The organism is Streptomyces sp. CWNU-52B, from assembly GCF_047444975.1.
GTDB lineage: Bacteria > Actinomycetota > Actinomycetes > Streptomycetales > Streptomycetaceae > Streptomyces.
The window spans coordinates 35,127-57,615 of sequence record NZ_JBLFJV010000023.1; the positions used below are offsets into that span (position 1 = coordinate 35,127).

General features: G+C 71.7%; 16 protein-coding genes and 1 pseudogene. 14 read left to right on the top strand and 3 right to left on the bottom strand.

Annotation, left to right across the window (positions count from 1 at the left end):
* Positions 1 to 75: 75 nt before the first annotated feature.
* The 4 genes from ACLVWQ_RS22560 (at position 76) to ACLVWQ_RS22575 (ending at position 4,308) form a co-directional block, all read left to right on the top strand.
* Positions 76 to 1,296 (top strand): acyltransferase family protein, encoded by a 1,221-nt coding sequence (locus ACLVWQ_RS22560; protein WP_414110914.1) that lies wholly within the window; start codon positions 76 to 78, stop codon positions 1,294 to 1,296.
* Positions 1,297 to 1,505: 209 nt separating this feature from the next.
* On the top strand, positions 1,506 to 2,210 hold the full coding sequence (locus ACLVWQ_RS22565; RefSeq protein ID WP_414110915.1) for a response regulator: 705 nt from the start codon (positions 1,506 to 1,508) through the stop codon (positions 2,208 to 2,210).
* Positions 2,207 to 3,739: an ATP-binding protein gene (locus ACLVWQ_RS22570; protein WP_414110916.1), complete on the top strand. Its 1,533-nt coding sequence runs from the start codon at positions 2,207 to 2,209 to the stop codon at positions 3,737 to 3,739. The genes ACLVWQ_RS22565 and ACLVWQ_RS22570 overlap by 4 nt, the downstream gene beginning before the upstream one ends.
* A 128-nt stretch (positions 3,740 to 3,867) precedes the next feature.
* Entirely contained in the window at positions 3,868 to 4,308 is a 441-nt protein-coding gene (locus ACLVWQ_RS22575) for a hypothetical protein (RefSeq protein WP_414110917.1), read from the top strand.
* A 39-nt stretch (positions 4,309 to 4,347) separates the two neighbouring features.
* Here the strand turns inward: ACLVWQ_RS22575 and ACLVWQ_RS22580 are convergent, their stop codons facing one another.
* Positions 4,348 to 5,727 (bottom strand): MFS transporter, encoded by a 1,380-nt coding sequence (locus ACLVWQ_RS22580; RefSeq protein ID WP_414110918.1) that lies wholly within the window; start codon positions 5,725 to 5,727, stop codon positions 4,348 to 4,350.
* 158 nt (positions 5,728 to 5,885) lie between these two features.
* Here ACLVWQ_RS22580 and ACLVWQ_RS22585 point away from each other — a divergent pair, with 158 nt between their 5' ends.
* Positions 5,886 to 6,245 (top strand): ArsR/SmtB family transcription factor, encoded by a 360-nt coding sequence (locus tag ACLVWQ_RS22585; RefSeq protein ID WP_414110919.1) that lies wholly within the window; start codon positions 5,886 to 5,888, stop codon positions 6,243 to 6,245.
* A 41-nt stretch (positions 6,246 to 6,286) separates the two neighbouring features.
* On the opposite strand, the gene ACLVWQ_RS22590 is transcribed toward ACLVWQ_RS22585, so the two are convergent.
* Complete coding sequence (locus ACLVWQ_RS22590; RefSeq protein WP_414110920.1) at positions 6,287 to 7,687, bottom strand: glycoside hydrolase family 43 protein; 1,401 nt, start codon at positions 7,685 to 7,687, stop codon at positions 6,287 to 6,289.
* A gap of 228 nt (positions 7,688 to 7,915) precedes the next feature.
* Here ACLVWQ_RS22590 and ACLVWQ_RS22595 point away from each other — a divergent pair, with 228 nt between their 5' ends.
* The 7 genes and pseudogenes from ACLVWQ_RS22595 (at position 7,916) to ACLVWQ_RS22625 (ending at position 17,645) form a co-directional block, all read left to right on the top strand.
* Positions 7,916 to 8,383: a ferredoxin gene (locus tag ACLVWQ_RS22595; RefSeq protein WP_414110921.1), complete on the top strand. Its 468-nt coding sequence runs from the start codon at positions 7,916 to 7,918 to the stop codon at positions 8,381 to 8,383.
* A gap of 181 nt (positions 8,384 to 8,564) precedes the next feature.
* Entirely contained in the window at positions 8,565 to 9,755 is a 1,191-nt protein-coding gene (locus ACLVWQ_RS22600) for an acyl-CoA dehydrogenase family protein (protein ID WP_414110922.1), read from the top strand.
* Positions 9,756 to 9,876: 121 nt separating this feature from the next.
* Positions 9,877 to 10,335, top strand: coding sequence for a MarR family winged helix-turn-helix transcriptional regulator (locus tag ACLVWQ_RS22605; RefSeq protein WP_414110924.1), 459 nt, complete (start codon positions 9,877 to 9,879; stop codon positions 10,333 to 10,335).
* 39 nt (positions 10,336 to 10,374) lie between these two features.
* Positions 10,375 to 12,096 carry an MFS transporter gene (locus ACLVWQ_RS22610; protein ID WP_414110925.1) on the top strand — a complete coding sequence of 574 codons (1,722 nt, stop codon included), beginning with the start codon at positions 10,375 to 10,377 and terminating at the stop codon, positions 12,094 to 12,096.
* Positions 12,097 to 13,045: 949 nt separating this feature from the next.
* A pseudogene (locus tag ACLVWQ_RS22615) lies at positions 13,046 to 13,423 on the top strand (oxygenase MpaB family protein); the annotation flags it as partial.
* Positions 13,424 to 13,483: 60 nt separating this feature from the next.
* Positions 13,484 to 15,793 carry a tetratricopeptide repeat protein gene (locus tag ACLVWQ_RS22620; RefSeq protein WP_414110926.1) on the top strand — a complete coding sequence of 770 codons (2,310 nt, stop codon included), beginning with the start codon at positions 13,484 to 13,486 and terminating at the stop codon, positions 15,791 to 15,793.
* Between the two features lie 343 nt (positions 15,794 to 16,136).
* Positions 16,137 to 17,645 carry a phytoene desaturase family protein gene (locus tag ACLVWQ_RS22625; RefSeq protein ID WP_414110928.1) on the top strand — a complete coding sequence of 503 codons (1,509 nt, stop codon included), beginning with the start codon at positions 16,137 to 16,139 and terminating at the stop codon, positions 17,643 to 17,645.
* 61 nt (positions 17,646 to 17,706) lie between these two features.
* Here the strand turns inward: ACLVWQ_RS22625 and ACLVWQ_RS22630 are convergent, their stop codons facing one another.
* The gene (locus ACLVWQ_RS22630; RefSeq protein ID WP_414110929.1) at positions 17,707 to 19,503 is read right to left on the bottom strand and encodes a serine hydrolase; all 1,797 of its coding nucleotides are present in this window, start codon (positions 19,501 to 19,503) and stop codon (positions 17,707 to 17,709) included.
* Positions 19,504 to 19,726: 223 nt separating this feature from the next.
* Between ACLVWQ_RS22630 and ACLVWQ_RS22635 the strand changes: the two genes are divergently transcribed.
* Complete coding sequence (locus ACLVWQ_RS22635; protein WP_414110931.1) at positions 19,727 to 20,836, top strand: NAD(P)H-dependent flavin oxidoreductase; 1,110 nt, start codon at positions 19,727 to 19,729, stop codon at positions 20,834 to 20,836.
* The gene (locus ACLVWQ_RS22640) at positions 20,833 to 22,383 is read left to right on the top strand and encodes an acyl-CoA synthetase (RefSeq protein ID WP_414110932.1); all 1,551 of its coding nucleotides are present in this window, start codon (positions 20,833 to 20,835) and stop codon (positions 22,381 to 22,383) included. The genes ACLVWQ_RS22635 and ACLVWQ_RS22640 overlap by 4 nt, the downstream gene beginning before the upstream one ends.
* The last annotated feature ends 106 nt before the right edge of the window (positions 22,384 to 22,489 follow it).

Consider the following 22,489-nt stretch of genomic DNA (forward strand, 5'->3'; position numbering starts at 1 on the left):
CCTGACGGAGCGGCCGACGTGATGCCCTCCGCCTCCCCTTCCCCTTTGCCTTCTTCCGCTTCCGCTTCCGCTTCCGTGCCGAGTGTTTCTTCCCCGTCGGGCGCTTCGGCGCGCCCCGGTGGGACGGGCCGTGCGCACATCGCCGCACTGGACGGGCTGCGCGGGTGCGCCGTCGCGGCCGTGCTGCTCTTCCACGCCGGACATCTGCGCGGCGGATTCCTCGGCGTCGACCTGTTCTTCGTGCTGTCCGGGTACCTGATCACCGGGCTGCTGCTCGGCGAGGCGGAGCAGCGTGGCCGGATCGCGCCGGCCGTGTTCTGGGGCCGCCGTGCCCGTCGGCTGCTGCCCGCGCTCGTCTGCGTGGCCGTCGTGAGCGTGCCGGCCACGTGGATGTGGGGGAGTGCGGAGCAACTGCGCTTCGCACTCGACGACTTGCCCTGGGTCGGGGCGCAGGCGGTCAACTGGCACTACATCGCGGAGCGGATCGGGTACTGGAACGCCTCAGACACCCGCGTCTTCGCCCATCTGTGGAGCATCGGAGTGGAGTGGCAGTTCTACGTGGCCTGGCCGCTGGTGGTGGCGTCGGCCGCTCGGGGCCGGCGCGGTGAGTGGATCGTGGCCGCGCTCGCCGGGGTGGGCTCCTCGGTGTCCCTGGTGCTGACCGTCTCGCTCGGCGCCGCGGTGGACACCACCCGTGCCTACGAGGGCACCGACACCCGCGCCGCCGCCCTGCTGCTCGGAGCGCTCGCGGCCACCGCGCCGGTACGCCGCCTCGTGCGCAGGCTGCCGCACCGCGCGGCCGACCCGGTGTGCCTGGTCCTGGGGTGCGGGCTGCTGGTCGCGTGGGCGGTGACCGAGGGGGAGAAGGCGCCCCTGCTCTTCCGCGGCGGGCTCCACGTCCACGCGCTGGCCGCGGCCGTGCTGATCGTCCTCATGGCCCAGGTGCCGGGCACTCTGGCGGCACGGATCGCGGGCAGCCGGCTGCCGCGTGGCCTGGGAGGGCTCTCGTACAGCCTGTATCTGTGGCACTGGCCGGTGTACCTGCTGGTGTTGCCGCGGCTGACGGCGCTCGGGGAGTGGGGCGCGACCGTCGCCGCGATCGGGGTCTCGCTGATGGCGGCCGCGGTGACGAAGCGGTTCGTCGAGGACCCGGTGCGGTTCAGGACGGGCTGGGCACGCGGCCACCGAGGTGTGCTCACGGTGGCCGCCGTGGCCCTGACGGGAGTCGTCCTCTGGGCGGCGGTTCCCGAACCGGTACCGGGGGCGGGAACGGTCGATGTCGACCGACTGCGGTGAAGCGGAGGACGAGCCGGGCGCGGCCCGCGGTCCCTGTGCCGCGCCTTCGGACGGGCCTTGGAGCGGGTCTTCCGACGGGTCTTCCGACGGGTCTTCCGACGGGCTTCGGACTCGTCCCCGACAGGGTTTTCGGCGGGCCGTACAGTGAACGACCGACCGATCGCGCAAGCGGTGCGCAATGACATGCTCGCTGCGGAAAGGACCCGTGGATGCCCCGCGTTCTGTTGATCGAGGACGATCCGGCCGTACGCCGCGGCGTCGTCCTGGGCCTGTCCCGCAACGGGCACCAGACCGAGGCGGTCGGTACCGGCGAGGACGGCATCGAGGCCCTGGCGGCCACCGAGCCCGATCTGGTGCTCCTCGACCTGATGCTCCCCGGTATGAGCGGCCTGGAGGTGTGCCGCCGCATCCGTGAGACCAGCCGGGTGCCCATCGTGATCCTGTCCGCGCGCGGCGACGACCTCGATGTCGTGATCGGCCTGGAGGCGGGCGCCGACGACTACGTCATCAAACCGGCCCGCGGAGCGGTCATCGAGGCGCGCATGCGCGCGGTGCTGCGCCGCGTCGCCCCCGCCCAGGCCGACACCGACGGCGGCGCACCGGCGGGCCCCACCCGGGTGGGCGATCTGGAGATCGACCGTGACGCGTTGATCGTCCGCAAACGCGGTGAGGAACTCCCGCTCGCTCCCTCCGAGTTGAAGCTGCTGCTGTTCTTCACTGCCGCCCCGGGGCGGACCTTCGGCCGCCAGCAGCTGCTTGAGGACGTCTGGGAGCACAGCTACCACGGGGACGCCCGACTGGTGGACGCCTGTGTGATGCGGCTGCGCGCCAAGATCGAGGAGGACCCGCGCAGCCCTGTGTACGTCCAGACTGTCCGCGGTTTCGGCTACCGCTTCGGCCCGCTGCCGGCATGAGGCCCGCCCTGTCCAGCGGGCTGCGCACGCGCCTGGTCGTCGCGTTCGTCCTGGTCGCCGGGCTCAGCGCGCTGATCACCGCCATGCTGACCTTCCGGCAGGCCCGCGGCGCGATCCTGGAACGGGCCCAGAACAGCGCCGTCGACGATCTGCGGCTTCAGATCGACTCGCTGGCGCCCAACCTCCCGGAGGACCCCACGGACCAGGATCTACGGGTCTTCGTACGCCAGTTGGACCGCGCCTCGGGCTCGCGCGGATGGCGTACGGCCGTCTCCCGCGACGGTGAGTCACCTCTTGCCGCCACGAGCGCCACGAGCGCCACGAGCGCCACGAGCGCCACGAGCGGCGCGGGCAGTGCGGGCGAAGTGGGCGAACCGGGTGACGTGGGTGACGTGGGCGACGCCCTGCGCGACGCGACGAGGAGCGGCGACAGCGCCTACTACGAGCGCGTGGAGCACGCCGACGGGCCCTACCTGCGCATCGGCATGCCGGTCGGCTACACCGACCGGGGCGCAGGAGCGGGCGAGCCGTCAGGACTGGTCGTGTACGCCGTCCTGTCGCTGCACGGCGAACGGGCCGACATCTCCGCCCTGATCACCGCGGCCTGGGCGGGCGGCATTCCGGCGCTGGCCTTCGCCGTCGTACCCGCGCTGTTCGCGTCCCGCCAGGTGCTGCGCCCCGTACGAAAGCTGCGTACGGCTGCCGAGAAGATCACCTCGGGCGCCCTGGACACCCGCCTGGAGGTCCTGGGCAAGGACGAACTCGCCGCGCTGACCGGCACGTTCAACTCCATGGCGGCCGCGCTGGAGCGGGACGACGCCGAGTTGCGGCGCATGGAGGCCAGCGCCCGTCGGTTCGTCGAGGACGTCACGCACGAACTCCGCACCCCGCTCGCCGCGATGGTCGCCGTCACCGACGCCCTCGACGAGGACGCCTGCTCGGGCGCGCTGCCCCCGGACACCGCCGACGCGGTCCTCCTCATCAGCGGGGAGACCCGCAAACTCGCCGTCATGGTCGAGGAGTTGATGGAGATCTCCCGCTTCGACGCGGGCGCGGCCGTGTTGCACCTGGACAGCGTGAGCCTGCGCACCGTCGTCCACAAGACACTTCACCTGCGTGGCTGGCGCGAGCCGGACGAAGTGATCACCGAGCTTCCCGGGGACGATCCGCGCGTCCGGGTCGACGTGCGGCGCTTCGACGTCGTCCTCGCCAACCTGGTCGGCAACGCGCTGCGCCACGGCGCCGCTCCGGTCACCGTCCGGGCGAGGGTCACGCGGGAGTCCCTGGTGATCGACGTCGCCGACACCGGCCCCGGTATCCCCGACGAGGTCCTGCCGCATGTCTTCGACCGCTTCTACAAGGCGGACGCGGCACGGGCCCGTTCGGAGAGCAGCGGCCTGGGACTCTCCATCGCGACGGAGAACGTACGCCTGCACCACGGCACCCTCACCGCCGCCAACCTCCCTGAAGGCGGCGCGGTGTTCACCGTCACGCTTCCGCGTACGCCGCCGGAGGGGGACCCGTCATGAAGCGCCGGCTCCTCTGTCTGACGGCCGTTGTGTCGGGCGTCGTGCTGTCGTCGGCAGGCTGCGGCATCGGCTCCACAGGACCGGTCCGAGCGGGTGCCCCGGCGTCGGGCCTTCGGGAACCGGGATCGGTGGCTCACCACACCCGGCTCTACTTCGTCAGTCCGTACGGGGTCCAGGCCGTCACCCGTGAGACCGACACCCCCGCGACCCCGCAACAGGCACTGGACCTGCTGCTCAAGGGCCCCGACGCCGCCGAACGCGCCCGCGGACTGAGCACCGAGGTGCCCGCGGACCACGGACGGCTGACCGCGCGGGCCGCCGGCGATGCCGTGGACCTGCGCCTGGCGGTGCCCGTGGCGAACATGACCGGCGGGGGTGGTCTCGGGCTCAGCCAGATCATCTGCACCGCGGCCGACGCCCGCGCGGCCGACGGCGAACCGGCCCCCGACATCGACGTACGGGTCTACGAGGAGGGCTACGGGACGCCCTGGACCGTCCGTTGCGACGCGGCGGGCAACGTCGTCCCGGTCTCCGAACGCGCCCCGAGCCAGGAGGCCCCCAGCCGGTAGGAGCGGTGTGCGCGCAGACGCGAGGCGGGCCCGCGGTCGTCAGGGGTGGGCGTGGATCCCCTCGGTGACGCGCGGGTGGCTGTGGCGCCAGCCGTTCCGCACCCGTACGGCGCCCGCGAGGTGCGGATGGCCCGCGTGGAGGCCGGTGTGCTCGTGCTCGACCGGGGCCTGCTCCCGCGCGGGCCACAGCCGTACGGCCAGCAGCCCGGCGCAGAGAGCGACGGAACCCAGCGCGGCCGCCGCGGGCAGCAGCCCGGCCGCCGAGCCGAGCCAGCCGGCCAGCGGGTAGGTCAGCAGCCAGCAGCTGTGGGAGAGCGAGAACTGGGCCGCGAACACCCGGCCGCGTTCCGCCGGCGGGACACAGCGCCGGATCAGTCGTCCGGTGGGCGTGAGCACCATCGAACACGCGGCGCCGAAGGCGGCCCAGGTACCCAGCAGCGCGGGCCAGCGCCACCCGCCGCCGTCGGCCGCGGTGACGGCGCCGAGCAGGACGAAGACCACGGTGAGCAGCAGGCCGCCGCACAGCATCACCGTACGGTCGGCGGTGTGCTCCAGGACGCGGGGCAGCAGCAGGGCGACGGCCATCGAGCCGGCCCCGTACGCGCCGAGGGCCAGCGGGACGTCCGCGGTGCCGCGCCCGAGCTGGTCGCGCACGTAGACCACGCTGTTGACGGTGACCGTCGCGCTCGCCGCGGCCACGGCGAGGTCGAGGGCCAGCAGGGCGCGCAGTCGCGGCGTGGTGAGGAAGAGCCGCGCACCCGCGGTGGCCTTGGCGTAGACGCTTCCGGTGCGCGCGATGCCGTCGTCCGCCTTTGCCTTCGCTGTTGCCGTCGGCGTCGGCTCCGGCTCGGGTTTCGGCAGTACGGCGGAGAGGACCAGGGCGCCGGAGGCGACGAAGCCGGCCACGGTGCCGAGGAACAGCCAGTTGTAGGTGATCACGGAGAGCAGCGCGGCGGCGAGGGCCGGGCTGAACAGGCTCTCCAGGTCGTAGGCGAGACGGGAGAGCGACAGCGCGTGCGTGTAGTCGCGTTCCGCGGGGAGCACGTCCGGGACGACCGCCTGGAAGGTGGGAGTGAAGGCCGCGGACGCCGACTGGAGCAGGAAGACCAGCACATGGATCTGCCAGACCTGGTCCACGAACGGCAGGGACAGCGCCACCCCGGCCCGGGTCAGGTCGGCGCCCACCATGAGTGTGCGGCGCGGCAGCCGGTCGGCGACCGCGCCGACGGCCGGCGCGATCACCACGTACGCCACCATCTTGACGGCGAGCGCGGTACCGAGCACCGAACCGGCGTCGGCGCCCGCGAGGTCGTAGGCGAGCAGCCCGAGCGCCACGGTCGCCAGCCCGGTGCCGACCAGGGCGATGACCTGGGCGGCGAACAGATGGCGGTAGGCGGGATGACGCAGGACGGAGAGCATGGATGTCTCCCGGGCCGACGCGGGGCGGTACGACTGCCGACCACTGTATCCACATGTGCGCACCTGTGCACGTGTTGACGTCACGCGGGGGACGGGGCGTGGTCGGCCCTGCCCCGCGGCGGCCCGCCCCGCCCTCTCGGCTGTGCGAGGCTGTGCGCATGCCTGCTCGCGAGCCTTTGCCACCTGCGCCCGGTGCGCATCTGCGTCCGCCGGACAGCGCGCGACTCGCGGAAGCGGCCGAGGTGTTCGCGCTGCTGTCCGACACGACCCGGCTGCACCTGCTGTGGCTGCTGGCCCAGGGGGAGGCGGACGTCGGTTCACTGGCCGAGCGCTGTGCGGCCTCCCGTACGGGGGTGAGCCAGCACCTGGCGAAGCTGCGGCTCGCGGGGCTGGTGGAGGCGCGGCGCGAAGGGCGGCACATCCACTACAGCCTGCGCGACGGGCATCTGCGGCGCCTGGTGACGGAGGCCCTCAGCCATGCCGACCACCGGGTGAGCGGCCAGGCGCCGCACGCCTGAGGGCGGCCGAGAGGATCACCGCCGCTCGGTTGTCCGGCGGATCAGAGGGGAGCCACGGCCACGAACGAACTGTCCTGGCGGAAGAGGTCGGTGCCGTCCGAAGGGTCCACGCGGACCTGGTAGTTGTAGTGGCGCAGGTAGTAGCCGGGGTAGTTGTACGACTCCAGTCGTACGGAGCCGCTGACGCTGCCCGTACGGGCGATGAAGGTGGCGTCCCTGGCGAACGTGGACGTGCCGTCGTTCGCGTCGAGACGGCCCCGGAAGTCCCAGTGCCGAAGGTAGTTGCCGGCCGAGTTGCGGAAGGAGTAGCCGTTCCCGTCGGCGAGGCCCGCCACGACGGTGAACGTGGACGCCTGCCTCTCCGCGGCCGTGCTGGAGGCCGTGACCACGGGGAGGTTGAGCAGGGCGGACTGGTCCTGCCAGTAACGGGTGGTGAAGTTGCCCGAGCGGAACGCGCGGGTGATCCCCGTCGGCAGACTCACCCCGCCGGACACCGTCTCCTTGACCACGGTGAAGTGGCGTGCCGTACCGGAGATGCCCGGCAGTGCCCTGGGTGCGCTCCAGGTGGCGAAGGTGTCGTAGCTGTCGCTGTAGTAGTAGGTGCCGTCGCCGTATCCGTCGAGGAAGATCCGCCACGCGCCGTTGTCGAGCTGTGTCAGGGCGGCGCCCTCACGGGTGCCGCCCCAGCCCGCCCAGTTCCCGGTGCGGCTGATGGTGTACGGCCCGGTGAGCGCGCCTGCCGTGGCGTACTCGATGTACTTCGTCGTCTCGTTCTTCGTGAAGGCGTGATAGGTCGAGCCGGTCCGCACCACGAACGTGTCGATGTGGTTGGTGCCGATGCCGGACAGTGCGACGGGTGAACTCCACGCGGTCAGTGCGGAGTTGGTGGCCCTCAGTCGGTACGGAGTGAAGATCCACTCGTCGTCGGCGGTCGAGCAGGACACCAGGACGTTCACACTGCCGTCGCTGTCGACGAACCATTCGGGCGCCCAGGCGCGCGACAGGTTGGAGACGGGGACCGTGTGGTCGTACAGGAACGTCCAGTTGACCCGGTCCGCGCTGCGGGCGAAGCCGATGGTGGTGCTGGTGTCCTGCCAGGTGTGAGTGGTGTAGGTGATGTAGTAGTGGCCGTCGGTGTGCTTGAGGATGCTGGCGTCCCGGATCCGTCCTGAGGGCGGGGTGTACGCGGAGGCCTTGAGGAGCCGGAAGTCCGTGGCGTCGTCGGACTGGTAGACGTTCACGGTGCCGTCGTTGCTGTTGAGGAACGGCACGATGGTGTAGCGGGTGGCGGATCCGCTGGGCGGCGCGGCGGCCGTGGCAGCGCCGAGCAGGCCCGGCAGTCGGCCCACGGCGAGGGCCGAGACGGGCAGGGCGGCCATCGCCCGCAACAGGCTCCGGCGCGCGAAGGGGGCGGGTCCGGTGGAACTGTCTGGCGTGATCATGTGCGGCTCTCCCTGCTGACGCGTTCCCCGTCATGAATGAGCGATATCTCGAACAAGGTTCGACAAGCCGGTCAGAACCTAGAGCGCGGTCATGGTCACGTCAATAACTTGGGCGCGCTCGGCGACCGGGGTCCGTTGTCGGTCGTTCGTGCGAGCCGTTCCAGGTGGGTCACCTGTGCCCCGGCGGGGTTTGGCGCGGCCGTGCCCGGCTACCCGGACGGTGTGTCAGTGACAGAGCTTCAGGAGCGTGTTCGTTTCCTCGAGGGCCGGTTCGCCTGTGCGCTGGCCTGCACCGAGTGCGCGCAGGCGTGCGCCCTGCGGGTGAGCCTCGTCGACCTCGACGGCCCCGAGGACCAGCAACTGATCCGCCGCAAGGGCATCGCGTGCGCGGAGATCTGCGACATGACGTGCCGTTTCCTGGCGGAACAGGGCGCGCGGTCCGAGAGGGCGGTGCGCGCCGAGGTGGAACGGTGCCGAACCGTGTGCCTGGAGACGGCTCGCGTCTTCGACCGCGGGGCCGGATCCGGGGTCGAGGCCGGGGCTGAGACCCACGCTCGAACCGAGACCGAGACCGAGACCGAGACCGAGATCGAGGTCAGGTTCAAGGCTGAGGTCGAGGTCGAGGTCGAGGAGAGTGCCCGCTCCTGCCGGGAGTGTGCCCGCGCCTGCTCGGAGTTCCTCACTCTGCTGCGGTGACTTGGTGGGCGGCTGAGGGGAAAGGGGGGGCGGCCGCGCGGCCGGATTCGGGCCCGCCGTGGACCCTGCACGGCATCCGGCCACGTCACCGCCATTCCCTATTTCTGGAACACGTTCTACGGTGTGCGCCGTCAGGTCCGGGTGGCCGGGCGGTGGGTCAGGGAAGCCCCAGGGAGGCGCCGTGCACCTCGAATACACGCCGGAGCAGCAGCGGTTGCGCACCGAACTGCGCGCCTACTTCAGCGAACTCGTCCCGGACGACGTACACAGTCGCTACGCCGACCCGGCGGCACAGAAACGCTTCTACCGTGCCACCGTCCGCCGGCTCGGCTCCGACGGCTGGCTCGGTGTGGGCTGGCCCGAGGAGTACGGCGGGCGTGGTCTGACGCCCATGGAGCAGTTCATCTTCTTCGACGAGGCGGCCCAGGCCGGCGTACCGCTGCCGCTCATGGCGCTGAACACGGTCGGACCGACGATCATGAGGTTCGGCACGGACGAGCAGAAGGCGTACTTCCTGCCGAAGATCCTCTCCGGCGAGATCGACTTCGCGATCGGCTACAGCGAACCCGACGCGGGTACGGACCTGGCCGCCCTGAAGACGAAGGCGGTCAGGGAGGGGGACGAGGAGAGCGGCCACTACACGGTCGACGGCCAGAAGATCTGGACGACCAACGGAGACACCGCCGACTGGGTCTGGCTCGCCGTCCGCACGGACCCCGACGCCCCGCCGCACAAGGGCATCACCATGCTCCTCGTACCGACGTCGGACCCCGGCTACTCCTGGACGCTCATCAACACCCTGGCCTCGCACGACACCACGGCCAGCTACTACGAGAACATCCGTGTCCCCGCCTCGCGCCGGGTCGGCGAGGAGAACAAGGGCTGGCGGCTGATCACCAACCAGCTCAACCACGAACGCGTCACGCTCGCCGCCCACGGCACCATGGCCATCCGCGCCCTGCACGACGTCCAGCGCTGGGCCATGGAGACCAAGCTCGCCGACGGCAGCCGCGTCGTCGACCTGCCCTGGGTGCGCCGCAGTCTCGCCCGGACCCACACCAGGCTCGACGCGATGAAACTCCTCAACTGGCAGATGGTGAACGCCGTCCAGGAGAACACGCTCACCCCGCAGGACGCCTCCGCGGTCAAGGTGTACGGATCCGAGGCCCGCCGCGACGCGTACGCCTCGCTCATGGAGGTCGTCGCCGCCGCGGGCGCACTCAAGGACGGCTCGGCGGGCGCGGTCCTCCACGGCGACCTGGAACGCGGCTACCGCTCGGCCGTCATCTTCACCTTCGGCGGCGGCAACAACGAGATCCAGCGGGAGATCATCTCGTGGATCGGCCTGGGGATGCCGCGGGTGCGGCGGTAGCCGCGATGTGACGGCGCGCCGCATCGACGCGCCTGGCGCGGGCCGCGTTCGAGCGATCCCCGTGCCCGTAGTGGGCTGTCCAGATATTGATGCATCCTGCATGTAGATGCATAATGGCGTTATGCATGAGCAGGATGCGGGCTCCGCTTCGCCGGAGGTGTCCGCGGAGGACCTGATGGTCGCCGTGGAGCAGCTGGTCCGTTATGTGCGCCGGGGTACCACGGCCGGTGGCCTGAGTCAGGCGGCGTCGGCCGTGTTGAACAGGCTGGGGCGTGAGGGAGCCGTACGGCTGACGGAGCTGGCCCGTGCGGAGAACGTCTCGCAGCCGAACATGACTCAGCTCGTCACCCGCATGGAGAAGGCGGACCTGGTGCGGCGCGTCGCCGACCGCAGTGACGGCCGCGCGGTCCTGGTGGAGGTCACCGGCCGTGGCCGGGAGGTCTTCCGTCAGCGGCAGGCGGAGCGCGCCCGCGCCCTGAAGCAACTCGTCGAAGGGCTGCCGGAGGCGGAGCGGCAGGCGGTCGGCATCGCGCTGCCTGCCCTGGCCCGGGCCGTTCGCGACCTGCCAGCGAAGCCGTGACATGCACCCTTTTCCGAACATGACGGGAGAAGAGCGGTAATGAGCGCACCGCACGAAAAGGCTGCCAGCCCGTTCCGGCAGCCGAAGGCCGTCTGGGCCGTGGCCTTCGCCTGCGTGATCTCCTTCATGGGCATCGGCCTGGTGGATCCGATCCTGCCGGCCCTCGGCGAGAGCCTGCACGCCTCGCCGAGTCAGGTGTCGCTGCTGTTCAGCAGCTATCTGATCGTGACGGCCGTGGCCATGATCTTCGTCGGCTGGATATCCAGCCGGATCGGCGCCAAGCGCACGCTGGTCATCGGTCTGGCCGTCATCGTCGTCTTCGCCGCCCTCGCCGGGTCGACCGGTTCCATCGACGGCATCGTCGGCTTCCGCGCGGGCTGGGGACTGGGCAACGCGATGTTCATCGCGACCTCCCTGGCCGTGATCGTCGCCTCCGCCAGCGGCGGCTTCGGCGGCGCGATCATCCTCTACGAAACCGCCCTCGGCCTCGGGATCGCCGTCGGCCCGCTGCTCGGCGGGCTGCTCGGCGACGTGAGTTGGCGCGGGCCCTTCTTCGGCGTCGCGGTCCTCATGGCCGTCGCGCTGGCGGCGACCGTCGTCTGGGTCCCCGACACTCCGCGACCCGCACGCCCCACCTCACCCATCGCCCCGCTCAGGGCGCTGCGCCACCGCTCCCTGCTGACCATGGGCATCGTGGCGCTGATGTACAACTGGGGCTTCTTCACCATGCTGGGCTACGCGCCCTACCCGATGGAGCTCGACGCCATCCGGCTGGGCCTGGTCTTCACCGGCTGGGGCCTGCTCGTCGCCCTCTTCAGCGTGTTCGGCGCGCCGCGCCTGCAGGCCCGCTTCGGCACCGCCCCCACGCTGTACGCCAACCTCACCGCCCTGGCAGTCATCATGGCGGTGATCGCCGCCTGCGTGGACACACCGGGCGTGGTGATCGTCGCGGTCATCGTCAGCGGTGCCTGCATCGGCATCAACAACACGCTCACCACGCAGGCCGTCATGCTGGTGTCCCCCGTCGAGCGCCCCGTGGCGTCCTCCGCCTACGGCTTCCTGCGGTTCATCGGCGGTGGTATCGCCCCGTACGTCGCCGGGAAGCTCGCCGACGCCGCCGGTCTGGGCCTGCCCTTCTACGTCGGCGCCGCTGCCTTCCTCCTCGCCATCCCCGTCCTGGCCACCGGTCACCGCATGCTGCGCCAGGCGGAGACCGAGCCCACCGGCGCCGAGCCGGTGGCGCCGTCGCTCACCGCGGTCGGTGCCGGCCCCGCAGCCGGTACTTCGCGGGTGATCGTCGCCGTGGGGGCCCACGACCGGGCCGCCGCCATCGTCGACGCCGCGGCCCGTCTCGCGCACGACACGAACAGCCCGCTGGAGGTGGTCCACGTCCAGGAGACGGCCGTCGTCGAGGAGTTGGCTGTCGAAGCCGAGAGCGACGAGCGGGCTCGGACCGCCGTTTCCGCCCACCTCGACCGGGTCACCGCCTCGGGTGTCTTCGCCACCGGCCAGATCCTCACCAGCGTCGGCGACCATGCCGCCGCCGGCCGGGCCCTGGCCCGGCACGCCGCGTCCGTGCGGGCGCGCGCTGTCGCGGTGGGACGGTCACCCCGCGGGGCCCTCGCCCAGTTCGCGGACGGCAGCTTCACCACCGCCCTCACCCACGCGGCCGACTGCACCGTCGTCCTCGTCGAACCGGATGAGGCGCCTCGCCAGCTGACCACCGCGGGGCTGGCGCACCTGCGCGACAGCGCGACCTGAGAACCCGGCGCCCCCACAGCCGCCGGGAGATGCTTACCGTCGGTCTGTCGCCGGGATCGTGCGTCCGTGAACTCGCACCATTCCCAAAGCGCCTGCCTTGTGCCTGCGCGAGGAGTGTCAGAGCGCGCGGTGGCGCTTCAGGCAGCCGTCACCACGGTCGTTGAACAGTCGCTCGGGCCGGTGCCGCGGACGGCCGACGCGACAGCGATCGCGCGTCCAGGAACGGGCAGGCCGGGAATCACGTCCACCGAGACTGCCGAACCACCGACTGATCAGCGCGAATAACCACTATCGTGTCGAGTGCGGACTTGTCGTCGGACGGTATGTGAAATGCAGCGTCTTGGGGGGCGTCGGAGTCGACGACGCAATCTTTGGCTGGGGGTGGGCGGCGGGGCCGCTGTGATGCTCTCGGCCGGGTACACCGCCTCCGTGGTCGCCCGGCATGGAATGGGAGCGCCGTCGCCCGCGGACCTTGTGGCGCTGATGGTCGCGGTTGTCAGCATGGTCATGGCGGGTTGGGCACTGCGCAAGGAGCCGGAGACCGACCTCGTCGGACCCGCACGAGGGTGGGCGCAGACCCTGGCCCAGCAGGTGGGCAACGGTGAAGCGCTGGAACTGTACCGGCTTCTCGGCGACGACACCCAGCGCATCGACCTGCGCTACACGGTCTTCTCCGGCCAGCCACGCGCCGCCACCACACAGACCGCTCACGGTCGGCTGCTGAGAGAGCAGGCCAGCGGGGAACCACAAGGGGTGGACCCCGACATCGCTCGGTTCTACAGCGCTACCGAACCCGGACGACTGCTGGTCACCGGTGCGGCCGGAGCAGGCAAGACGGTTCTTGTGACGGAACTGCTGCTCGCCCTGATCGCGGAGCGGAGCGAGGACGATCCTGTGCCGGTCCTGATCCCTCCCACCGACTGGGACCAGGCCCGTTCCGTCGACCGACGTACCGTCCGACCAGGGAGAACTGGCCGCGTACTTCGAGCGGACCAGACCGGAACTGGCCGCCGGGACGGAGGCGCGGGAGGTCGACGACTTCCTGCGCAGCCCGCCCGTGCACCCCCTGCTGGTCCCGGCGCGGGCCCTGCTGTGGCGCTGGGTGGCGCAGTCCGCGTACGCCTCACTGCCGTCGTACGCCCATGAGTTGTACGGAAGATCCGTACGGTCGCCCCGAACGGTGACCCGGCGACTTCGCCTCACCGGCACCGTACTGCGCAGCGTTCCCGCACGTCTGCGGTGGCAACTGCCGCCCAAACACATTGTCCGAGCCGTGTCACGGCTCGGCCCCGGCTCGCGCCCCGCACCGTACAAAGTCGGACCATAGCTCGCCATACTGGACGGGCCAGGGGAGGGCGGGTCCGGACGACGGGGGCGATCGCGGCAGATGGGGGAGACCAGGCTCATCCAGGGCCGGTACCGACTGCTCGACCTGATCGGTCGAGGGGGCATGGGAGAGGTGTGGCGTGCCCGGGACGAGTCGCTGGGCAGACAGGTCGCCGTCAAGTGCCTCAAACCGCTGGGACACAGCCACGACCACTCGTTCACCCGTGTCCTGCGGGAGCGGTTCCGCCGTGAGGCCCGGGTGGCGGCCGCGCTCCAGCACCGCGGAGTGACGGTCGTCCACGACTTCGGTGAGTCCGACGGTGTCCTGTACCTGGTCATGGAGCTGCTCGACGGGCGCAACCTGAGCCAGCTCCTGGAGGACAACAAGCAGCATCCGCTGCCGGTCGCCGACATAGTGGACGTCGCCGACCAGGTCGCGGGCGCCCTGGCCTACACCCACCAGCAGGGCATCGTGCACCGCGATCTGAAGCCCGCCAACATCATGCGGCTCGCCGACGGCACGGTGAAGATCTGCGACTTCGGCATCGCCCGCCTAGGCCACGACATCGGCTTCACCGCGCGCCTCACCGGCACCGGGATCGCGATGGGCACCCCGCACTACATGTCACCCGAGCAGATCGCCGGCTCCGAGGTCGACCAGCGCAGCGACCTCTACTCCTTCGGCTGTGTGCTGTACGAGATCGCCACCGGTGCCCCGCCGTTCGACCTCGACGACGCGTGGGCGGTCCTCGTCGGGCACCGGGACACCCCGCCCGAACCGCCACGTGGCCACCGTGCGGAACTTCCCGAGTTCCTGGACCGGATCATCCTCGACCTGCTGGCCAAGGAACCTGATCGACGGCCGCACGACGCGCGTGAACTGGGGCGGCGGATCGGAGCGGGCCGCACCACGCCGGTGTACGTGCCGACCGTGCTGTCGGCGCCCGTGTGGCCCGAGGCGGCAGCGCGCCCCGAGTCGGCGGAGCGGCCCGAGCCGGTGGAGCGGGCGGGGGCCTCGGGGTGGCCCGGGACGACGGGGCACGCCGTCCCCGGCGAGGCGCGCCTGCCGTCCTGGACCCGCGGGATGACCACCGGCCACAAGGCGACGGGAGCCGCCCTGCGCACCACGCCGCCGGACGCCGCCGCGGGCCTCACCGGTGAGTGGATCGCCCGCGCCGACACCCGCGGGGCCCACGCGCCCGTACCCGCCGCACGCCCCACCCCGCCGCCGGAGGTGCTCACCGCGCTCGACGGCCGTCACAACGCGGGGCTGAGCCTGGGGCGGCTGGGCCGCTGGACCGAGGCCGGCGAGGTGCACCGGGCCGTCGCCGCCGAACGCGAGCACGTCCTCGGGCCCGACCACCCCGACACGCTGGCCAGCCGGTACGAGGTCGGCTTCACCCTCAGCCGCACGGGCCGCCCCGCCGATGCGCTGCGCGAGTACACCCGCGTGGCCCGCGCCCGGGAGCACGTGCTCGGGCCCGACCACCCGGACACGCTGGCCGCCTGCCAGGAAATGGCGTACGTACTCGGCCAGTTGGGGCAGCATTTCGAGGCACACCAGGTCTACACGACCGTGCTCGCGGCCCGGGAGCGCGCGATGGATCCCGACCACCCCGACACCCTGCGGTGCCGGCACAACCTCGCCTTCAACCTCAGCAGGCTCGGGCGCCTGGAGGACTCGTACCGGATGGCGAACGAGGTGGCGGCGGCCCGCGCGCGTGTGCTCGGGGCGCAGCATCCCGACACCCTCGTCACGCGGTACGAAGTGGCGTACGCGCTGGGGCAGTTGGGGCGGTGGCCCGAGGCGCTGGGGACCTATCAGGAGGTCGCCGCGGCGCGGGCGCAGGCGCTCGGGCCCGACCACCCCGACACGCTCGCCGCCCGCTACGAGGTCGGCATCAGCCTCGGCCGGCTGGGGCGCAGTGTGCAGGCCCTGGAGCTGTACCGGGCGCTGATCGACGACCGCGCCCGGGTCCATGGGCCCGCCCACCCCGAGACCCTGCGCGCCCGGCACGGCCTCGGGGTGAACCTGGGCCGGCTCGGCCGCTGGGAGGAGGCTCTCGCCGAGTCGCGTGACGTGTGCGCGATCCGGGAGCGGGTTCTCGGGCCCGACCATCCGGACACCTTGGTGAGCCGGCGTGAGGTCGCCGTCGGGCTGGGGTGGCTCGGCCGCTGGGGGGACGCGCTCGCGGAGTACCGGCAGGTGGCCGGGGCGCGTGAGCGGGTGCTCGGGGCGGGGCATCCCGATGCGCTGGCCAGTCGCAATGACGAGGCGCACTGTCTTGAGCAGCTTGGGCGGGGGGCGGAGGCGGCGGAGTTGTATCGGAGGGTGGCGGTGTTGCGGCGGGGTGGGGCCGGGGCGTATTGACGCCGTGCGCTGTCTTTCGCCGGGACACTGAGGGCTGCGCCCCCAGGCCCCCTCGGCCCCTACCGGGGGTGTTTTGGCCGCGGGCCGGATGTGGCTGAGCGCGCAGTTCCCCGCGCCCCTGGGGGGCCTTTGGCGGGGTTGTTTCTTGGGTGCGGGCCGGATGTGGCTGGGCGCGCAGTTCCTCGCGCCCCTTGGGGGGTCTTTGGCGGGGTTGTTTCTTGGGTGCGGGTCGGATGTGGCTGGGTGCGCCGTTCCCCGCGCCCCTTGTGGGGCGTTCCGCGTGGGTGTCCGCCGGGTGCCTGTCGGGGTGGCTGTGGGTGATCTGCGCGTGTTACCAAGAGGCATGGCTGCTCATGAGGGACATCGGGAACACGACGTCGTCATTGTCGGCGGAGGGCACAACGGGCTGGTCGCCGCCGCCTACCTGGCCCGCGCGGGGAAGTCCGTCCTCGTCCTGGAGCGACTCGGCAGCACCGGCGGCGCGGCCGTCTCCACCCGGCCGTTCACCGGCGTCGACGCCCGGCTGTCGCGCTACTCGTACCTGGTCAGCCTGCTGCCCCGGAAGATCGTGCGGGATCTGGGGCTGAACTTCCGGGTCCGCGGCCGCACCGTGTCCTCGTACACCCCCACCCAGCGCAGCGGCCGGCCGGCCGGACTGCTCATCGGGGGCGGCGAGCGGCGCACCCGGGAGGCCTTCACCAAGCTCACCGGATCCGGCAGCGAGTACCAGGCCTGGCAGCGCTTCTACGGCATGACCGGCCGTGTCGCCAAGCAGGTCTTCCCCACCCTCACCGAACCCCTCCCCACCCGCGACGAACTGCGCCGCCGCGTCGACGACGAGGACGCCTGGCGCATGCTCTTCGAGGAGCCGCTGGGGGTCGCCGTCGAGGACACCTTCGCCGACGCCCACGACCCGTCCCTGCGGCAGAACCGCTGCTTCCTCTACCACGTGATCGGCGGCGGCACCGGAGCCTGGGACGTGCCGGTCGGCGGCATGGGCGCGCTCACCGACGCGCTGGCCGGCGCCGCGCGTGCGGCCGGCGCGGTCCTCGCGACCGGCCACGAGGCGGTCCGGGTGGAGACCGACGGACGCGCCGCCGAGGTCACCTACCGGGCCGCCGACGGCGAGCACACCGTCGCCGCCCGGCACGTCCTGGTCAACGCCTCCCCGCAGGAACTCGCGCGGCTGACCGGCGACGAGCCGCCCACCCCCGCCGAGGGCGCCCAGCTCAAGGTCAACATGCTGCTGAAGCGGCTGCCCCGGCTGCGCGACACCTCCGTCGACCCGCGCGAGGCCTTCTCCGGGACCTTCCACATCGCCGAGGGGTACGAACAACTGGCGACCGCCCACGCGCAGGCCGCGTCCGGATCGCTGCCCTCGGCGCCGCCCTCGGAGATCTACTGCCACTCGCTGACCGACCCCTCGATCCTGGGCCCCGACCTGGTCCAGCAGGGCTTTCACACGCTCACCCTCTTCGGACTCCACACGCCCGCCCGGCTCTTCGCCCACGACAACGACGGGGTACGCCGCGAGCTGCTGAAGTCGACCCTGGCGCAGCTGGACGCCCACCTCGTGGAACCGATCGTCGACTGTCTGGCGGCCGACGCGAACGGCCGTCTCTGCATCGAGGCGAAGACACCCCTCGACCTGGAACGCGACCTCAGGCTGCCAGGCGGCAACATCTTCCACCGTGACCTCGCCTTCCCCCACACCCAGGAGGGCACCGGCCGCTGGGGCGTCGAGACCGCGCACGCCAACGTCCTCCTGTGCGGCGCGGGCGCGGTGCGCGGCGGAGGAGTGAGCGGCGTCCCCGGCCACAACGCCGCCATGGCTCTCCTGGAAGCCCAGTAGCCCAGTAGCCCGGTAGCCCCGTAACCCGGTGGTTCAGTGGCTCCGCAGGCGTCCTCGGATGTCAGTCCGAGGACGCCGTCCAGCCCACCGCCTCGATGCGGGCCGAGTCCGCAGGCCGCGCCTCGTCGAACACGACCCGGTCCTCGTCCCGCACCCGCAACGCGTCCACGTACGCGCCCCGTCCCACGTACAGCCGGTCCGTCGTGTACCGCCACCGCAGGACGAGCCGTCCGGCCCGGGGGAGGTCCGCGGTGAGGGCCTGCCAGACCCGGCCCGACCAGCCGGTCACCGAACCGGCCGCGTGCCCCCGCGGAGCCTCCCCGTGGCGGACGGTGGTGAACGGCACCGCCTGCCACGTCGTGCCGCCGTCCGTCGAGGACTCCAGGAAGAGGGCGTCCGCCCGCGGTTCGGTGTCCCACCACAGGGCGCACCGCAGCCGTCCCCCGGCGCCCACGTCGAGCGCGGGCAGTGTCAGTGTCGCGGAGGCCGCGGACGTCATGCCCGAGAACCAGGCCGTACGCCCTCGCGCGGGCCGGACCGCGACCGCGCGCGCCAGGTTGTCCGCGGCGGCGACGCGAGGTGCGGATCCCGATCGCCAACCGCGCACCGGGTGGACGGAGTTGCCCAGGAGGACGAGGAAGGAGTCGGTCGACGGATCGAGGACGAGGGACGTGCCTGTGAAGCCCGTGTGGCCCGCGGTGCGCGGGGTGGCCATCGCGCCCATGTACCAGTGCTGGTAGAGCTCGAAGCCGAGGCCGTGCTCGTCGCCGGGGAACGCGGTGTTGAAGTCGGTGAACATCAGGTCCACCGACTCGGGCTCCAGGATGCGCGCCCCGCCGTACGCGCCGCCGTTGAGCAGGGTCCGGCCGAGGACCGCGAGGTCCCACGCGTCGGAGAAGACACCGGCGTGCCCCGCCACACCGCCCAGGCTGTACGCGTTCTCGTCGTGCACCTCGCCCCATACGAGACCGCGGTCGAGCCCCGACCAGGGCGGCCGGGCGTCCTCCGTGGCGGCGATCCCCGGTTTCCAGGAGGGCGGCGGGTTGTAGCGGGTGCGGCGCATCCCGAGCGGTGCGGTGATCTCGGTGCGGAGCAGGACGTCCAGGGCGTGACCGGTGACCTTCTCCAGGACGAGCTGGAGCGAGATCAGATTGAGGTCCGAGTAGAGGTACGTGGTGCCCGGCGCGTCGAGGGGTGCTTCCCGCCAGATGAGCTGGAGCTTCTCCTCGTACGTCGGCGCGCTGTAGAGCGGGATCCAGGCGCGGAACCCCGAGGTGTGCGTGAGCAGTTGACGGATCGTGATGTCCTGTTTGCCGGCGCCGCCGAAGTCCGGGAGGTACGAGGCGACCCTGCCCTCCAGCTCCAGGGCGCCGCGTTCGATCTGCTGCACGGCCAGGATCGACGTGAACAGCTTCGACACCGAGGCCAGGTCGAAGACCGTGTCCCTCGTGGTCGCGATCTGCCGCTCCGCGGGGAACTCCACGGCGGTGTCGGTCTTCTCGTCGTACGCCGAGTAGCGCACCGCCTTGCCGATCGGCTCGTGCAGGGCGACCGTGCCGCCGCGGCCGGCGAGCAGCACGGCGCCCGCGTACCAGGGGTGCGTGGGGGACGGGCCGAGGAACGCCTCGGCGTCGGTGACGAGTCGGCGCAGAGGGGCGGGGAGCAGTCCGGCGCGTTCGGCGGAGCCGTGCCGCAGGGTGGTGCGGCCGTGGCCCGTACCGACGCCCGTGCCGCCGTCGGCCGTGCGGGGCGCCGCCGACGCCGCGGGCAGCGGCGCGAGGATCAGGGCACCGCCCAACGCCGTCAGGCTCCGGCCCACTTGACGACGGGTCGGCCCGCCACCCGCTCTGTCCGCCATCGAAGAGCCTCCCGTTCTGCCGCCGCTGTGCCGCCGTGCCGCTGTGCCACCGTGTCGCCGTGGCGCCTGAAAGTATCTTTCCCGGCTCCCGGTGTCCGGTGAAACTTTTGTGTCAGACGGGGGCGGTGTCAACGGTGCCGTCCCGACTCCCCGTGGACCGAGAAAACTGACGGGTCATCAGAAATGTCTTCCCTCGTCCGGAGGACTGCGGCATCCTGCGCCCATGCAGACGGAGCTGAGCAAGAAACTGGGAGTCGAGCACGCCCTCTTCGGCTTCACGCCGTTCCCCGCCGTCGCCGCTGCCATCAGCCGGGCCGGTGGACTCGGTGTGCTCGGCGCGGTCCGTTACACCGACCCCGACGAACTCAAACGCGACCTCGACTGGATGGAGGCGCACGTCGGCGGGGCGCCGTACGGGCTGGACGTCGTCATGCCCGCCAAGAAGGTCGAGGGCGTCACCGAGGCCGACGTCGAGGCGATGATCCCCGAGGGGCACCGCCGGTACGTCGAGGACACCCTGGCCAAGTACGACGTGCCCGGACTCGACGAGGGCGAGGCCTCCGGCTGGCGCATCACCGGCTGGATGGAACAGGTCGCCCGCACCCAACTGGACGTCGCCTTCGACTATCCGATCAAGCTGCTGGCCAACGCGCTCGGCTCACCGCCCGCCGACGTCGTCGAGCGGGCCCACCAGAAGGGTGTGCCCGTCGCGGCCCTCGCGGGCAGTGCCCGGCACGCGCGCAAGCACGCCGAGGCGGGCATCGACATCGTCGTCGCCCAGGGCTACGAGGCCGGCGGCCACACCGGCGAGATCGCCTCGATGGTGCTCACGCCCGAGGTCGTCGAGGCCGTCGCGCCGCTGCCCGTGCTCGCCGCGGGCGGTATCGGCAGCGGGCAGCAGATGGCCGCCGCGCTCGCCCTGGGCGCCCAGGGCGTGTGGCTGGGCTCCCTCTGGCTGACCACCACCGAGGCCGACATGCACTCGCGCGCCCTGACGCGGAAGCTGCTGGCCGCCGGGTCCGGCGACACGGTCCGCTCGCGCGCGCTGACCGGGAAGCCCGCACGGCAGTTGCGTACCGAATGGACCGATGCCTGGGACGACCCGGAAGGACCTGGCACGCTCCCCATGCCCCTGCAGGGCCTGCTGGTCGCCGAGGCGGTCTCGCGGATCCAGAAGCACGAGGTGGCACCGCTGCTGGGGACACCGGTGGGACAGATCGTCGGCCGGATGAACAGCGAACGCAGCGTCCAGGAGGTCGTCGACGACCTCACCCGCGGCTTCGAGGAGGCCGTGGACCGACTCGACCGCATCGCAGGAAGGAGCCACGCGTGAGTCAGCCCCCAGGCGGCTTCTGGGCCCAGGCCACCGCCGACCCCGAGCGCATTGTGCTCATCGCGACCGACGGCGAGGAGTGGACCGCCGGACGGCTGCACGCCGAGGCCAACCGGCTGGTGCACGCCCTGCGCGCCGCCGGGCTCCGGCGCGGTGACTCCTTCGCCGTCGTGCTGCCCAACGGCGTCGAGTTCCTCACCGCCTATCTCGCCGCCTCCCAGGCCGGTTTCTACCTCGTGCCCGTCAACCACCATCTGGTGGGGCCCGAGATCGCCTGGATCGTCGCCGACTCCGGGGCCGAGGTGCTCATCGCGCACGAGCGGTTCGGCGACGCCGCACGCCGGGCGGCCGACGAGGCGAAGCTCCCCGCGGACCGGCGGTACGCGGTCGGTTCGGTCGAGGGCTTCAGGCCGTACGCCGAACTCCTCGACGGGCAGCCCGGTTCCGTGCCCGGGGACCGGACGCTCGGCTGGGTCATGAACTACACCTCCGGCACCACGGGGCGCCCACGCGGCATCCGCCGCCCGCTGCCCGGCAAGCTCCCCGAGGAGACGTACCTCGGAGGCTTCCTCGGCATCTTCGGCATCAGGCCCTTCGACGACAACGTCCACCTGGTGTGCTCGCCGCTCTACCACACGGCGGTGCTCCAGTTCGCGGGCGCGTCCCTGCACATCGGGCACCGGCTGGTGCTGATGGACAAGTGGACGCCCGAGGAGATGCTCCGGCTCATCGACACCCACCGGTGCACGCACACCCATATGGTCCCGACCCAGTTCCACCGGCTGCTCGCACTGCCGGACCGTACGAGGGCGGCGTACGACGTGTCGTCCATGCGGCACGCCATCCACGGCGCCGCGCCGTGCCCGGACCATGTGAAACGGGCCATGATCGAGTGGTGGGGCCACAGCGTCGAGGAGTACTACGCGGCCAGCGAGGGCGGCGGCGCCTTCGCCACCGCCGAGGACTGGCTGAAGAAGCCAGGCACGGTCGGCAAGGCGTGGCCCATCAGTGAACTCGCCGTCTTCGACGACGAAGGGAACAAGGTGCCGGCCGGTCAACTCGGCACGGTGTACATGAAGATGAGCACCGGCGGATTCTCGTACCACAAGGACGAGACCAAGACGAGGAAGAACCGGATCGGGGACTTCTTCACCGTCGGCGACCTGGGATACCTCGACGAGGACGGCTATCTCTTCCTCCGCGACCGCAAGATCGACATGATCATCTCGGGCGGGGTCAACATCTACCCCGCCGAGATCGAGGCCGCGCTGCTCACCCACCCCGCCGTCGCCGACGCGGCCGCCTTCGGGATTCCGCACGACGACTGGGGCGAGGCGGTGAAGGCGGTCGTCGAGCCCGCCCCCGGCTTCACAGCGGGCGAGGCACTGGCCGCGGAGATCCTCGGGCACTGCGCACGGCAACTGGCCGGGTACAAGCGACCGAGGAGCGTCGACTTCATCGAGGCGATGCCGCGCGACCCCAACGGCAAGCTGTACAAGCGGCGGCTGAGGGAGCCGTACTGGGAGGGCCGTACGCGTCCGGTGTGACGCCCCCTGCCTCCGGTGCCGTGCCGTGCCGTGCCGTGTGGTGTGGTGTCGTCGCGGTGCGTGTGAGGTCCGCCGGCGGGCTGGTCGTGCGCCACGCCTGTTCCGG

Excerpts from the sequence above, each read along its gene's own strand:
- ACLVWQ_RS22565 (WP_414110915.1), top strand. The coding sequence starts at position 1,506 with ATGCCCCGCGTTCTGTTGATCGAGGACGATCCGGCCGTACGCCGCGGC.
- ACLVWQ_RS22570 (WP_414110916.1), top strand. The coding sequence starts at position 2,207 with ATGAGGCCCGCCCTGTCCAGCGGGCTGCGCACGCGCCTGGTCGTCGCG.
- ACLVWQ_RS22580 (WP_414110918.1), bottom strand. The coding sequence starts at position 5,727 with ATGCTCTCCGTCCTGCGTCATCCCGCCTACCGCCATCTGTTCGCCGCC.
- ACLVWQ_RS22585 (WP_414110919.1), top strand. The coding sequence starts at position 5,886 with ATGCCTGCTCGCGAGCCTTTGCCACCTGCGCCCGGTGCGCATCTGCGT.
- ACLVWQ_RS22590 (WP_414110920.1), bottom strand. The coding sequence starts at position 7,687 with ATGATCACGCCAGACAGTTCCACCGGACCCGCCCCCTTCGCGCGCCGG.
- ACLVWQ_RS22605 (WP_414110924.1), top strand. The coding sequence starts at position 9,877 with ATGCATGAGCAGGATGCGGGCTCCGCTTCGCCGGAGGTGTCCGCGGAG.
- ACLVWQ_RS22610 (WP_414110925.1), top strand. The coding sequence starts at position 10,375 with ATGAGCGCACCGCACGAAAAGGCTGCCAGCCCGTTCCGGCAGCCGAAG.
- ACLVWQ_RS22620 (WP_414110926.1), top strand. The coding sequence starts at position 13,484 with ATGGGGGAGACCAGGCTCATCCAGGGCCGGTACCGACTGCTCGACCTG.
- ACLVWQ_RS22625 (WP_414110928.1), top strand. The coding sequence starts at position 16,137 with ATGGCTGCTCATGAGGGACATCGGGAACACGACGTCGTCATTGTCGGC.
- ACLVWQ_RS22630 (WP_414110929.1), bottom strand. The coding sequence starts at position 19,503 with ATGGCGGACAGAGCGGGTGGCGGGCCGACCCGTCGTCAAGTGGGCCGG.
- ACLVWQ_RS22635 (WP_414110931.1), top strand. The coding sequence starts at position 19,727 with ATGCAGACGGAGCTGAGCAAGAAACTGGGAGTCGAGCACGCCCTCTTC.